This is a genomic window from Cloacibacterium sp. DMC96 (genome assembly GCF_056313765.1).
The window spans coordinates 280,901-295,520 of the sequence record NZ_JBQUZQ010000001.1 but is presented as its reverse complement, the minus strand read 5'-3'; the positions used below and the strand labels follow the sequence as shown (position 1 = coordinate 295,520).

Below are 14,620 nucleotides of genomic sequence, written 5' to 3'. Positions count from 1 at the left end.
GGTGGAAAAATTTCTTTCCTTCTCTCTGGCTTCGACAGGCTCAGCCAGCGGGGTGGAATTTTTTATTAATTTTTTTTGAAGATTTTCATTGCCTCCTGTCCTAAAGGATGTGAAAATCTTCAAAAATGGAGTTTAGTTTTCTATGATGTTTTCTATTTTTTTCAAAATCTTTTGGGCAAAATCCTTATCGAAGCTTACGTTTTGTTCGTATTTTTTTCTTAAATTTTCATCTAACATCAGTTTTTCTATTTCTGCTGCAATCTCCACAGGATTTAATGAAGTTATTACCCCATCAAAGCCATTTTTGATATGACTAGAAGCGGTGTTGAAATCATTCAGCACGATGCATTTTTTTAAAATCCTCGCTTCTGCAATCGCAATTCCATAACCCTCAAATTTTGACAAATGTAAAAAAACATCTGCTTTCTTGATGTAAGGATAGGGATTGTCTCTCTCCCCTAAAAGTGTGACGTACTTTTCTAGATGATAGACTTTGATTTTATCTTCTATCGATTTTCTTCGATTGCCTTCTCCTAAAATCAACCAATTCAATGTAAGATTTTTATCTTTCAAAATCTTCATCACTTTCACTCCTACCTCATGAATTTTGCCTTCTACCAATCTTCCTACCGACACCATGGTAAAGGTATTTTCTGGAAAATCTTCTATTTTTTCTTCCGCCAAAGAACAGACTTCTTTTTCAGAAATCATGTTTTCAATTATGATGATTTTTTCTCTGAATTCTGGGAAAATTTGCTGTAAAGACGCCTTATTTTCTTCGGAAAGTACAAAGATTTGGTTTGCTTTTTCAAAGTAGGGAACATCTATTTCTTTTTGCATACCCAAACTTTTATAATCCGTCATTACCGTAAGGATTTTCTTTTTCGCTTTTACTTTATCAATGATAAAATAATTAGGCGTTTTTTCTAAAAAGCTAAATGCTACCTCATATTCTTTGTTTACGTTTTCGATATGATTTTTGAGAAGTTTCCATACTTTTTGTTCCGCTACGGCATCGTTTTTTTCGGTGTTCAATAATTTAGAAAATTTCCATCTGTCTAATGCTAAAGAAAAATTTCCTTTTTTGAGATTTTGAAAAATTGCAGATTTGGTAGACCTGTCAAAATATTTAAAATTTTTAGGTGCAGGAAGTAAATTGACTTGTTCGGGAAGTCGTTTTAGAAAATTTCCATCATGGGAAAATAAAAAAACATCTATCTCATATCGAGAAAAATCCATTTCATGCAAGAGTGCTATTAACGCTTTTTCTGCACCTCCTACTCTTAAATTATTTAATACAAATAATATCTTCTTCTTCATCATTCTAAAACAAAGTTCTTAGTACAAAACCTTGTGTAAAAGGTAACATTTCAAATTTTTGGGAATATACGCCAATGGTTTTGGTATCTCCCTGAGAAAAATCTACGGCTCCATTTCTTTGGGTAACCGATTGTAAATATTGTAGCGATTTCTGAGCGAAATCTGCTCTATTCATTTCTTTTAAAAACCAAGCAAAAACAGCGGTTGCAGAGGAATCTCTTCTCGCATCTGTATCTAAGAAATTCCAAGAGAAACTGCCATCTTTTTTTTGAAAACTCACTAAGGTTTCTGCTAATTGTTGTAATATTTCTTGTAAATCTTCTTTTTCGGAATGTGTGTCTGGTAATATTTTATAGGTTTCTAAAGCACCGATTAAAAACCAAGCGCAACCGCGTCCCCAACCGAAAATCCCCACAGGATTTTTAGAATGAATTTCATACGCATGAGCTGGAATTTTATTTTCTAGCATTCCGTATTTTTCAAAGGCTTTGATTTGCGCAATGGCCAGATTAATGGCTTCTTCGTTTTGAAAATCTCTACCATATTTGGCTAAAAATGGAGCTGTAAAACCAATGGTGTCTACATATCTGTAATTGGGAGTGGACGCTCTGTACATCACCGTTCCGTCTTCTCCTAGTTTAGATTTGATTAATTGATAAACCTTATCTAATGCTGGTTTTATATTTCTATCTAGGAAAGGAATTTCTGAAAGGGCAAAAGCCAACCAAGCAGTATCTACTTCTTGGGGTTCTGAAATCCAATTTCCATTTTGGTCTAATTTGGAATGGACGAATTTTAAGATTTCCGCTTTCAGATGAGATTCGGGAGAAGTTTTGTAAGCTTGATTTAACCCCAAAAGCAAAGAGGCTTCTTGCCACGATTGTAAGGTTTTATTGGTGTACTGATTTCTCAGAAGGTCTATTAGCAAGAGTCTATTTTCGTCTTTTATTTTGGTTTTGGGCATTTTATTGAGCCAAGTCACCGATTTTTGGAGTACTTTATCTTTCCATTCTTTTTCATTGGTAAATCTTCCTATTTTAATACGGCTTTGCCAAGTCCAAAAATCAGGAAGAAAATCTACTGATAGTACCAACAGCAGAAATAGCGTCATCAAAAATAAAACTGTCATCATTTTACAAAACCAAATTTTTCTATTTTATCGAGCATTTCTTGTTTTTTTTCGGGTGTAATTCTTCCCAATTCATAGTCCTCCGAAAAATGAGGCGTATTTTGAAATTTTTCTTTTACCCTTGCTTCATATTCTTCCACGCTGCAAATATATTGTGCGGGATTTCCTGCAATCACCGAATTTTCTGGAAAAGATTTGGTTACCACACTTGCTGCACCTACAATAGAATTTTCGCCAATTTCTACCCCTGGTAAAATCATTACTCTGGCTCCAATGAAACAGTTCTTCCCTATTTTTATTTTGCCTATTCTTACATAACCAGTGCTTCTTTTGGTGCTGGTGTCATGCGCTAAAAGATACACTTGAGGTGCAAACATTACCTCATCTCCAATTTCGATGAGCCAACAATGACCATGGTCTATGGTACAATTGACTAATCCATATACATTTTTGCCCACTTTCATGCCTTCTTTTACATTCGCTTGAACAGATAGCTGTTCGTTTGACACTCCAGCAATGATTTGTTTAATCTTATTGATTACTCTATTCATCATACCACCTTATCTTTCAATTTTGAATATGTATAATACGCTCTTGGATAGAATATTAAGTAAATTATTTTGTCTATCAAAGATAGTTGATTAAAATAACTTTCGCCTGATAAAAGTGAATTAATCGCCAGGTGAATGTAGTTCCACAAAAAATGATGCGGATATTTAGCAAAAGGATATGTTCTGTTTTTCACCAAATGAAAAAAAGAAAATGCTAAGCCTTTTACATAGTCTTTTTTGTAGGTGTTTCGGGTGATACCATCTTCTGTATATTCTTTGTACTGTAATAAGTCATTTACGGCTAGAACATTGTATTTTTTTGCCATTTCGTGCCAAGAAACCGCCTCGAAAACAAAATGAATTCCCTTTTTTTCGGGAAAAGGAAATTCTTTCATCACTGAGGTTTTAAAAGCCACTGGTTTATCTCCTAAAATTTCATATTTGAAATAAATATCGGTAAAAGAAACTACCCAATCATCTTCAGGAAAGGCATCTGTTCGCACCTCTTTGTTTAGAAATTTAGAAAGTCCGACAATTCCGCATAAGGAAGGGGTGTTTCTGATGACATTCCATTTTTCGGCCACCACTTTGGTCGCTGATTTCTCTAAAAAATCATCACTGTCTAGCAGAAAAAAAATATCAGATTGTGCTTTTTCCAATCCAAAATTTATAGCGGTATGTTTGCCTCCGTTTTCTTTATAGAAATATTGAATATTTAACTTTCCTTCTCTTTTATAATTTTCAATTATTTCTCTAGTATTGTCTGTACTCCCATCATCTATAATGAGCCATTCAAAATTTTGATATTCCTGTTCGCATAGGTTTTTATAAAGCCTCTCTAGAAGATGGGCTCTGTTATAGGTAGGCGTGAAAATTGTCATCATTATTCTAAGCATTAGAACTTAATAAAATAGCTTTATAAAGCTTTGGAGAAATCAAAAATAATATAAATCGCAAATTTCTTGAAATTGTAAATTTTTTGACTACTGTCCTCAAGAATTTACTATAATTATTATAAAAATGTTTTTTCATTAATTTCTTTTCATTCACTGTACTATAATTAAAATACAATTCAATATTATAGCTTAATAAATCATTAATTGAGTTTAGATAAACTGTATTATAAATTATATTTCCTCTTGTCGTATTAATTTTATTTACAAATAAATTCAATATATTTACATCTACTTTTACTCTATCTTCTGTAGAAATCTCGGAATGAGTAAGACCATCATTTCTTCTGAAATAAAAATATAATCTTTCATCAATGAATACCAATTTCTGGCTTTTAAAAAATATTTTATGAATTATTTCAGTATCCTCTCCTTTTATTAAATCCTCATTAAACCTTAAATCATTGAAAATTTCTCTTCTATAAACCCTGTTTACTACCACAGCATTTAAACCATTAAAAGAGTAAGCTTGACTAAGAAACTTCTCAAGTGTTTCTATATGATTAAAAACTTCAATTTTATTATTTTCACTTACAGATTCCACATAATCTCTTGAAAAACAACCTCTAAGATGACAGCTAGCAACATCAGCCTGATGTTCATTCATTAAATCAATTAGTATCTTATACATTTTTATGTCAATCCAATCATCAGGATCTACAAAACCAATAAGCTCTCCTGTTGTATTTTCTAACCCCAGGTTTCTTGCTGCTGATACCCCTTTATTTTTTTGTGAAAAAACTTTTATTCTACTATCCGTTCTAGCAAACTCATTAATAATTTCTAAACTATTATCACTTGAGCCATCATTAATAATAATAATTTCTAAATTATTATATATTTGGTTTACAATGGTATCAAGACATTTAGATATGTAAGATTCAACATTATAAACTGGAATTATGATTGATAGTTTTTGCATGTATTAAATTATTTGAAACTAAATTATAAAATTTCTCAATTTCGTCTTCATTTCCTAATTTTTCTTGAGAAAGGTTATTGATGATTTCATTTTTGAAATCTTGGTCTCGGTAGAGTTTTTCTATTTTTCCGGCTACAGACAGGGCATTCATTTCTGCAATCAAACCTGTTTTCCCGTCTGTTATCTGTTCTGAAGCCGTAGAAAAATTAGTAATGACTATCGGTTTTTTCAAAATCTTTGCTTCTTCAAGCGCAATTGATTTTCCTTCGAAAACAGAAGTCATTAAAAATAAATCTGCAGCTTTTACCAAAGGATAAGGATTGCTCTGCACTCCCAAAAACACCACCTTTTCCCCGATGTTTTTTTCTTGAACCATTTTCTGAAGTTCCGGTCTTTTATTGCCTTCTCCCACCAAATAAAGTCTCGCATTGATGTTTTTTTTCAGCAACAGTTCTAATGCTTCTATGGCTATATGCAAGGCTTTTTCTTTGACCAATCTCCCTACAAAAATGATATTGAACACCTCATCGTTTTTGAGGATTGCTTCTTGTGTCTGATTAGCCAATTCATTGATGATTTTCGCTGAATTAATGTTTTCTATGCAATAAAATTTCTCTTTTATTTCAGGGAAATAGGTTTGTAATTTATCTACTAAATTTTCGGAAACCGTAATGATTTTGTCTAATTTTTTCAGGTATTTTTCTTCAAAAGCAAAATTTAAATCCAATGCTTTCAAATCGGTATGAATCCAACCTATTTTTTGAGAAGCCGAAACGCGGTCTGTGATGAAATAATTCGAAGATTTTTCCAAATAGCCAATAGCAGCGTCATAATTCCCTTGAATTTTTGGGAAGAAATTTCTCAAGTATTTCCAAGTGATTTGTTCGGAAACCGAAGCATTTCTCGCTCTGGTGTTTCCTAAAACAAAAAGCAATCTGTATAAAGCCAAATCTAATCTTCCTTTTTTAGAAAAGGTAAAAACCGATTTTAGGAAAGGTAAAGAAAAGGTAGCGAAATCTTCTGAAATGGGTAGGATTTTCACTTGTTTAGGCAATAAAGGAAGGAATTCGCCAGATTTCACAAAGAGAAAGACCTCTGCGTCATACTTTTCGAAATCTAAAGCATTGAGCAAATTGACGAAGCTTTTTTCTGCTCCGCCTAAGGCTAAACTTGGGATTACAAAAAGTAGTTTTTTCTTCATGAAAATGTTTTTTTAACGCAAATTTTTCTTTTTAAAATTTTTCTTTCCCCTGCCCTAAAGGGAGGAAAAATTTCTTTCATTTTCTCTAGCTTCGTGAACTTCGTTCGCAGACCTTCGGTCTGTGCTCAGCCAGCGAGGTGGAAAAATTTTAATGGTTTAGGAAATAAAATGAGCTCCCTTTAGGGCTGCGGTAATCTCATTTTATTTCTTTTTTTAATTCCTCTTTCCCCCTTTAAAATATCTTTTTTCCCGACCGTGGCTTCGACAGGCTCAGCCATCGGTGAGATTTTTTAAAATTTTTAAATTTTTCTCATTTCTCTGCTGTGGCTTCATGAACTTCGTTCGCAGACCTTCGGTCTGTGCTCAGCCAGCGAGGTGGAAAATTTCTTTCGTTCTCAGTGGCTTCGACAGGCTCAGCCACCGAGGTGAGATTTTTTATTTTTGAAATTTTTATATTATTTCTGCTAAATAAGATTTGGCTTTTTGTGCCATTTCTTTGATGTGGGGGATTTTATTTCTTAGAATTTCTTTCAGCATGAGTTCTTCCTGCTTCATTTCTTCAAATTTAGCAATTAATTTTTCTGCATCTGAAATTTCTTCTATGCCCAACACTAATTTTTCTTCTCCAAAAATATCTTTGGCAATGCCTTTTGATTTTACAGAATAGCCCAGTACCATCGTTGGCACTCCTGTAGAATAGGCTGCAATGGTGGCATGAGTTCTGGCGCCTATAAAGAATCTCATTCTCGCTATGTAGCCTTTGTATTCTGTAGCATTGAGGTTATTGGGTAAAAGAAAAACTCTTTTGGTTTCTTTGTATTTCTCCAAAAATTCTTTTAGGGTTTCCTCATCATTGCTGATTGCTATGGTCACGTGCGGAACCAAAGCCATATTAAAATCTGTGGTTGCTAAAATGTGCTCCACCAATTGAAAAGCTGCTTCTTTAGACTGTGGGTTTCTGCCAAAAATCAATGGTGAAAAATTAAAACCCAGTGTTTTATTTTCTATGAATCCTTCAGGCAATGGCAGTTCTGTCTTTTCCATTAAAAAAGCGCCATCAGCCACCAATTTCACGTTTTTGCACCCTGCATTTTTCAATACTTTTTCGGTGAGGGTTTCTCTTGCCAAGAGCAAATCAAAGCGTTGTAAATCTTGTATTTTGGCAGGCGTTAAATCTTCTTCGCCAATGGAAGCTCCCCATAAAATGAGTTTTTTGCCTGCTTTTTTGATGAGGCGGTTGATTTCGTAAAATCCGGGTAATTCGCCATAGCAATAATTGTCTCCTCCTACCGAAATAAAGACGTCATAATTTTTGATTTTGGAAATGATGTCTTTTTGGGTGTATTGATGATGGTATTTTTCGTCTTGGAAGAATTTCACAAAAAATGCTGACTTCAAGCCTGCCCAAGAAAATTTCTTTGGCGGTTTTTGTTCGTGTCTAAAAACCTGATGAATGTTTTCGAGATGGGCATCCGTTTCTGGTTCGTAAGAAGCCAAATCTATTACCGCATCGGGAAATTGGGTTTTAATTTCTGCGACACCAGTTCTCACTATCGCTTCGCAACCTCTGTTTAAACTGCCTCCGTGAAGGAAAAGGAGTATTTTCATGAATTTCTGTAATAACTGTATAAAGTGTAAAGATACAATTTCAAAATATTTTTTGACTGAATGGCTTTAAAAATTGCTAAATCATAACGCCCTAAATCCTTTTGTAAAGTATTATCAGAAAAGACTTTTTTCACCACTTCATGATTTACGATTTCCCTGATTTTAGAAAACCTTTGGAATAGGGAAAGTTGATTTTTAGGGTTAAAATAAATATAAATCAAGGCCATGATGCTTCTGAAAAAGCGTTTGGTTTTCAGTTCATGGATGGTGTTTTCAGAAAGCGCATTGCCAAAATATTTTTGATAATCATATTGAAAGATGGCTAAATTGCTTTGCCAATAATCACTTCTTACTACATTTCGTGTAGCACTTCCTTGTACCTCTCTGTAAAAATAAGTTTTGAAAGGAGTTTCCGCAATTTTTTGAGCCGGAGAAAAAACTTGATGATTGAATTGGGCATCTTCAGCAATTCTCACCCCCAATGGAAATTTGGTATTCGTTTTTTTGATTAATTCTGCTCGATAGAGTTTATTGCACACCGAATTATAAACATCTGTTTCTATGAATTTTGGAAATATCTTTTGTTCTATCTCTTTTCTATCAAAGCTTTTTATACATGAAGGCGATTGCTTTTCCCTTGATTTTTCGGTTAAAAATTGTGAAATGACGATGTCAATCTCTTCATTTTTTGCAATTTCTATATACTGTTCTAGCGTTTCAGGATGGAGCCAGTCATCTGCATCTACAAAGGTGATGTACTCGCCTTGCGCATTTTCTAATCCAAGATTTCTAGCCGCAGAAACCCCTTTGTTTTCTTGAGCGATGATATGCAACCGTGGTTCTTTCGCTTGGTATTTTTTAAGGATTTCTAAAGAACGGTCGGGAGAACCATCATTGATTGCCCAAATCTCAAAATCCGTAAAGGTCTGTTGACTGATGCTCAGCAAACATTCTTCCAGATATTGTTCTGCATTGTAGACCGGGATGATGATGGAGATTTTTGGCATAGAGCAAAATTAAGGATTTTATCTTTAGTAAGGGTGTTGGGTGTTGGGCGTTTAAGTTCGTGCGTATATTTTTTAACGCAAAGGCGCGATATTATTTTTTTTAATTCTTATGTTTTTAAGGCGCAAAGATTTTTAACTTCGTTAAAAATGATAGAGTGATTTAAAATTTTTCTTTTCCTTTAAAAATCTTTTTCCCCAACCCTGGCTTCGACGGGCTCAGCCAACGAGGTAGAGAGATTTTTTTAATGTTTTTTTAACGCAAAGGCGCAATGTATTTTTTTTAAAATTCTTATGTTTTTAAGACGCAAGGAAAGTGAATCAATTCAACTCCTAAGCTTATGTGTATTTTATTATCAAAATTTCTATCTTTTTATTTTACACCCCGTCATTCCGAGTTTTCGGAATGCCACCCCTCTAAAAGAGGGGAACCTTTTAAAAAATTTTCTTCTCCCTATTAAAAAATCTTTTTCCCCGACCCTGGTTTCGACAGGCTCAGCTACCGAGGTGGAAAAATTTTTTAGGTTTAGGAAATAAAATGAGCTCCCTTTAGGGCTGGGGTAATCTCTTTTTATTATCCTTTTTAAATTTTTATTTCCCCAACCCTAAAGGGTGGAAAAATTTCTTTCCTTCTCTCTGGCTTCAACAGACTCAGCCACCGAGGTGGATAGATTTTTTTAATGTTTTTTAACGCAAAGGCGCAATGTATTTTTTTTAAAATTCTTATGTTTTTAAGGCGCAAGGATTTTTAACTTCGTTAAAAATGAAGGGGTGATGTAAAAAATTTTTCTTTTCCCCTCCCCTGGCTTCGACAGGCTCAGCCAACGAGGTAGAAAATTTTAATGATTTTTTTTGAAGATTTCCATTGCCTCGAGTCCTAAAGGATGTGAAAATCTTCAAAATTGATGGTTTAATTTAATGCAAGGGCGCAATATTACTTTTTTAAAGGTGTATATATTGGTTTAACATTACGGTTTTAGCTTTTGTAGGAGTTGGTAGACTTTTGTTTTGAAGATGAGTTTTTTTTGGTGTCTTGCCATTTTAGAGAATGAGGTGTCAAAATAGGGATATTTTTCGGCGATGGTTTTTGCTAAATGCCAATATCCTTTTTCGGAAAGCAGTTTTTTGAGCTCTTTGTATTTGGGTTGATAGAGGTTGGGCAAAATATGCAGTTCTACGATTCTGGTTACAAACACCAAAATCACCTTATCAAAATACTGTTGAGCTTCTTTATTTTCTGGAGAGAAATGTTGATTTTTATATTCGTCTAAAATATGAATGGCATTGATAAATCCCTGATATCCTTCTTCGGTAATGGCTTTCTTGGAAAGAGAATTGGGACGGACTAAATATTTATAATATGGTATTTCCTCAAAAGAAACTCGCTGTGCATTGCTCTGCACTTTGGCATTAAAGACCGTATCTTCCCCTACTAAAATCTCTTCTGGAAAACGCATCTCTCCCACCAAACCTCTTTTGTAAAAAGTAGCAGGAAGTGTTCTGCGCTCTTGAAGCAAACCTGAATTTATTTTACTATTGTTTTCTATTTTTGACTTTTCTAGAAGATTATCCTTTTCATCGTAAAAATGAATAATAGGATATAGAATTTCAATACTTTCTTCTTCTAATTTGGTGATAATTTTATCTAATGTATTGGGATATATTAAATCATCTGAATCTAGAAAAGTAATATAATTTCCTTTAGCACTGTCTAAACCTATATTTCTAGCATGAGCAGGGCCTTTATTTTCTGTAGAAATTACCTTTACATTGGCATTTTCTTCTTGAAATTTATTTAAAATAGACAATGAGGCATCCGTAGAACCATCATTGATGCAGAGTATTTCATAGTCTTGTGGAGAAAGATTTTGATTAAGAACACTTTCTAAACATTTTTGCAAATACTGTTCTGCATTATAAACTGGTATGATGATGGAGAGTTTCATTCTGAAATTTTATAAACAATACTTGATTCATATTCTTTTTTAAGTTCTGGACTTAAGTCAAAATCTGTTTGTGTAGAAACTTCAGCGGTCTTTTTTCCTGACACAGCCATGTGTGAGGTGGCATTCATTCTAAACCAAGAGTATTCTATATCAATATGACCTAAGTCTAATGCCCAAATTCCATTTTGAGATAAATCATAAGCCAAAACAGTTGCTGTAGGACCTAGAGCCAGAATCACCAATTTATTCTTCCCAAATTCTAAAGATTTATTTAAAATTTCATCATACTTTTCAAATGCATTTTCTGCTGGACAAATAATGCGCTCAATGGATTTGGCATTATCAAACAAATCATTGCCTATTCCTAATCTGGACAATTCTCCCTCTACAAATAAAACATCTTGCTTATCCCAAATTTTTTTCAGTTTTTCAACGATTAAGATGGTATTTTCTTTGTTTTTACGATGCAGATAAAATCTAGAAATAAGAGCATTGCCATAAATGTTTTTATGATTCATCATTTTATTCATCAGATCAAGACCATATCGATTCAGAAAATTAATCCAGTACGTTTTAGAATAATGAGTGTAATTTTTTCTATCGGTTAAAGCACTTGTAAGGCAAACTAAATGATTTGAAGCATTAGAATTGATGACTTCAAAAAGTCTTTGTGAAATTTTATGACTTAATTTTTGAAATACAATATCTCTTTTTTCCATCAAGAGTATAAATTCTCCATCACCAAATCTCGAGATGCTTAGTTTGTTTTTTATAATTTTATCTATCGTTTCCTCAATGGTCAATATATGAAGCTTGGGAAAACTTTTTCTCATAGGCCAAGTACGCAATAACCAATAATAGTTGCCTAATGGGGTATTAAAAAATATATCTTTAACTCTCTGAAGCATCATTGTATTTTCTGTATTTTTCTTTAATCTTAAAAGGAGCTGATTGAATGAGTTTTTTTTGGATTTCTTTTATTACTTGCTTATGAGGTAACATTTCAGTTGAGTAATCTTTTTTAATTTTCTCTATAAAACCCGTCGTATTTTGTAATTCAGAAAACGAAAAATTAGGAGCATTATATTCTTGAATATTGACTGAAGAAAAGTAATCTTTAAACTTTACATTATCCCCGTTTAAGTTTTTATTAAGTTCTAGAAAACTCACCCATAAAGAAGGAACTCCATACGTATGAGAAACAATAATCCCATGTAAAGAAGTGGAAATGGTTACATCACAAGACAAGATATCTTCTATCACTTTTTCGATATCATCATTAAGATTAATGATTAAAGTATCTTCATCATTAATGCTTAGTTTGGTCTCTTCATAATGAAAAACATGAGGTATCATTCCTAATCTATATTTTTTGGAAACAGGAGGTTGAAAAAATAAATTGCATAATAATGCGGGATCCCCAATAACACTAGGCACTTCATATCCTAATTCTTCTAATCTTCTCTGTGTATATTTTCCTCTTACTGCTAAAAATTTCGCTGGATAAATTTCATCTTTTTCAGTCAAAATACCCGCTCCCCAGACAATTGTATTTTTATATTTCCCCCAAGAGATAATACTTCCAATGGAAATAATAAATTGTTTATTAAAAATACTTATCCATTCAAAAAAATTTCTAAACTCTGCAATTTTGTATTCTTTAGAATAAAGTTTTTTTAAAATAGACTTGAATGATATTATTTTATCATTACTCAATTTCAATAACGGAACATAATCTATTTTTTCACCCGACAATTTTTCAATAATCCAAGGACTAAGTTCATCCCCAAAGTTTCCCTTTGGTTTTGATTGATGCCAAAAAAGTTTTATTGAACCCATTTATTTTTTTATAAAAACGTGAAAAATGACAGATTTTACTTGAACTAAAGTATAATTAATTCCAAAAATAGCAAAAGAATATCTCAGAAGTGTATATAAATGAATAAAATCAAAAGTATGAGCTCTATACCACTGATTTTCATACACTGAAAACAAAATCTTTTTTTGTTCTACAGTGAGTTGGGGAGCATAATCTTGTAATATAGCTTTGGTAGATTGCAATCTGGCTAAAATTTTGGGTTGTAGATTGTCTTTTTTACCCGTGATATTTTGGTCAGACATTCTCACTTTCACCAATGCGTTGATGGAATAAATGGGTTTATTCTGTGAAAAATCAATCACCGCTCTGTCATCAGTAGTCCACGCCAAAGCATAATCTCTAAACCCCACATTGCTATAACTTTCTTTGCTGAAAATATATTCTGAAAGTGAACTACGGCTCTCTCCTCTTAATTTTTTGCAATAACTTTCTATGGCGTTTTCTAATTGAGAATGGTGATATTCTTGTGAAATAGGTTCGTCTTTTTCATTGATTAAAACCGAAGAACATCTCACTACATGAGCAGTTTTTTCTATTTCTGGAAGATTTTTATAAAACGTTTCTACTACATTCTCCCCTAAAACATCATCATCTCCTAAAATCATGAACCATTCTTCCTTTTGCATCATGGCTATGCAACGTTCCCATTGTTTCACCAAAGAAACACTTCCTAGATTATCCTTAAATCTTTTGTAGGTAACATTAAATTTCCCTTGGTATTTTTCTAATAATTCGGTTGGCGGAACTGGACTTGCATCGTCCCCAATATACACCTGAAATCTATGGTCTGTTTGCTGCGCAAGAGATGCTAAGGTTTTTTCAAAAAAATCGATTTTGAAATATGGAATGATGATGGCGAGCATTCTCTAGAAAAAATTAGTTGTTTTTATTTTATTCAAAAATAGGGATTTTATTTAAGTCACTATTGAAAGTCTTCATAAAATAGAGCGGAAATTTCAAAATCTCTGCTTCAAACCAAAGGACAGATTTCAAAATCTATGCCCCTACCCTAAAGGGTGGATTTTGAAATCTATTTGCCTACATTAATGGTGAGGTTTTGTTTCGCTTCGCTTTTATAGAGTATCCTAAAATAAAAACAACTCCTTAAGCATAAGCTTTCAGAGTTGTTTTACACACACAAAATTTACTGATTAGAAAGCAATGTTTCCTAGATAAACAGAATTGCTGGAGGTTTTAGAAACCGTGTCATACAAGAATGCATAGACTTCTACATTATACCCTAAGAAATTCTGCGGTAGCGTAACACTGGCAGTAAGTCCATCTCTGTTTGCTATGCTTTCGAAGACATAAAAGGTATTCACCTCTTCGATGTAGCACACCACATTTACGGTGTCTTCTGCTTTGGCATTACCGAAAACGGTATTGTCTTCCCAATTCAGTGTGATTACCGTTTCTGACTGTGTAGTGGTAAGATTCTGAAAACCAAAGAGTGTTCCTTTGGCTACCAATACTCTAGGATAGAGAATTTGAGTTCCTTGTTCTGTAATCTCTACCGCATTGGTAATGTGGTAAGAAGTGGCCATATTGTACTTGCTTTTCACTCCAGTGTCATTTCCAAAGTAAGTACTTAGGGTGCTTCTTAACGGATTAAGGAATTCACTCACTGCTTTAAATTTTAATCTCTGAATTCTTTGCGATTCAGTTGGCGCTTTCGCCGCTGTTTTAGGTAAAGCTCTCATAATGCTTTCACCTCTCCATGTGGAACCGATTACCGTTCCTACTTTGCCTTGGAATCCTCCGAGGATTCCTGTCTTGATTTTTCCCACTGTTATTTATTTTTAGGGGTTATACAAAAAATTTAAGTCACTTGTATTAGCTCTGCAGCGCTATTACGAGTACAAATATAAATCGTAAAATATTGTAAATCAAACACTTATCTGCTTTTGTCGGGTATTGTCTAGGTATAGCAAGTATTGTCTTGAAGTGGCGTTTTGGCTGGAGTGAGGAGATTGATTTTGTGGAGAGAATTTCTAAGAATTAAAAAATAAACAGGGTAGAAATTGGGATTTTCTACCCCTCAAAATAGGGTTTTGTTCGAATCAGGTTCGAATCAGGTTCGAGTCTGCTTCGGAAAACGGGTACTTTT

Annotated in this window: 13 protein-coding genes; all 13 read right to left on the bottom strand. The window is 33.4% G+C overall.

What is annotated here, in order from left to right; genetic code table 11:
- Positions 1-132 precede the first annotated feature (132 nt).
- The 13 genes from ACT53I_RS01360 to ACT53I_RS01300 all read right to left on the bottom strand — a co-directional run bounded on the left by ACT53I_RS01360 (position 133) and on the right by ACT53I_RS01300 (position 14,300).
- On the bottom strand, positions 133-1,320 hold the full coding sequence (locus ACT53I_RS01360; protein WP_476078086.1) for a glycosyltransferase: 1,188 nt from the start codon (positions 1,318-1,320) through the stop codon (positions 133-135).
- A gap of 4 nt (positions 1,321-1,324) precedes the next feature.
- The gene (locus ACT53I_RS01355) at positions 1,325-2,452 is read right to left on the bottom strand and encodes a glycoside hydrolase family 88 protein (protein ID WP_476078085.1); all 1,128 of its coding nucleotides are present in this window, start codon (positions 2,450-2,452) and stop codon (positions 1,325-1,327) included.
- Positions 2,449-3,003: an acyltransferase gene (locus tag ACT53I_RS01350; RefSeq protein ID WP_476078084.1), complete on the bottom strand. Its 555-nt coding sequence runs from the start codon at positions 3,001-3,003 to the stop codon at positions 2,449-2,451. The genes ACT53I_RS01355 and ACT53I_RS01350 overlap by 4 nt, the downstream gene beginning before the upstream one ends.
- A complete protein-coding gene (locus tag ACT53I_RS01345) occupies positions 3,000-3,884 on the bottom strand; it encodes a glycosyltransferase family A protein (protein WP_476078083.1) in 885 nt (294 codons plus the stop codon). The genes ACT53I_RS01350 and ACT53I_RS01345 overlap by 4 nt, the downstream gene beginning before the upstream one ends.
- A 4-nt stretch (positions 3,885-3,888) precedes the next feature.
- On the bottom strand, positions 3,889-4,875 hold the full coding sequence (locus tag ACT53I_RS01340; RefSeq protein WP_476078082.1) for a glycosyltransferase family 2 protein: 987 nt from the start codon (positions 4,873-4,875) through the stop codon (positions 3,889-3,891).
- Entirely contained in the window at positions 4,841-6,076 is a 1,236-nt protein-coding gene (locus ACT53I_RS01335) for a glycosyltransferase (RefSeq protein WP_476078081.1), read from the bottom strand. The genes ACT53I_RS01340 and ACT53I_RS01335 overlap by 35 nt, the downstream gene beginning before the upstream one ends.
- Before the next feature lie 450 nt (positions 6,077-6,526).
- Positions 6,527-7,684 (bottom strand): polysaccharide pyruvyl transferase family protein, encoded by a 1,158-nt coding sequence (locus ACT53I_RS01330; RefSeq protein ID WP_476078080.1) that lies wholly within the window; start codon positions 7,682-7,684, stop codon positions 6,527-6,529.
- Positions 7,681-8,691, bottom strand: coding sequence for a glycosyltransferase family 2 protein (locus tag ACT53I_RS01325; RefSeq protein ID WP_476078079.1), 1,011 nt, complete (start codon positions 8,689-8,691; stop codon positions 7,681-7,683). Before ACT53I_RS01325 ends, ACT53I_RS01330 begins: the two co-directional genes overlap by 4 nt.
- Positions 8,692-9,656: 965 nt before the next feature.
- Complete coding sequence (locus ACT53I_RS01320) at positions 9,657-10,634, bottom strand: glycosyltransferase family 2 protein (protein ID WP_476078078.1); 978 nt, start codon at positions 10,632-10,634, stop codon at positions 9,657-9,659.
- Positions 10,631-11,467 (bottom strand): SP_1767 family glycosyltransferase, encoded by an 837-nt coding sequence (locus tag ACT53I_RS01315; protein ID WP_476079360.1) that lies wholly within the window; start codon positions 11,465-11,467, stop codon positions 10,631-10,633. Before ACT53I_RS01315 ends, ACT53I_RS01320 begins: the two co-directional genes overlap by 4 nt.
- A gap of 58 nt (positions 11,468-11,525) precedes the next feature.
- Complete coding sequence (locus tag ACT53I_RS01310; protein WP_476078077.1) at positions 11,526-12,473, bottom strand: polysaccharide pyruvyl transferase family protein; 948 nt, start codon at positions 12,471-12,473, stop codon at positions 11,526-11,528.
- Positions 12,474-13,376 (bottom strand): glycosyltransferase family 2 protein, encoded by a 903-nt coding sequence (locus ACT53I_RS01305; RefSeq protein ID WP_476078076.1) that lies wholly within the window; start codon positions 13,374-13,376, stop codon positions 12,474-12,476.
- 288 nt (positions 13,377-13,664) lie between these two features.
- The gene (locus ACT53I_RS01300) at positions 13,665-14,300 is read right to left on the bottom strand and encodes a DUF6266 family protein (RefSeq protein WP_476078075.1); all 636 of its coding nucleotides are present in this window, start codon (positions 14,298-14,300) and stop codon (positions 13,665-13,667) included.
- Positions 14,301-14,620 lie beyond the last annotated feature (320 nt).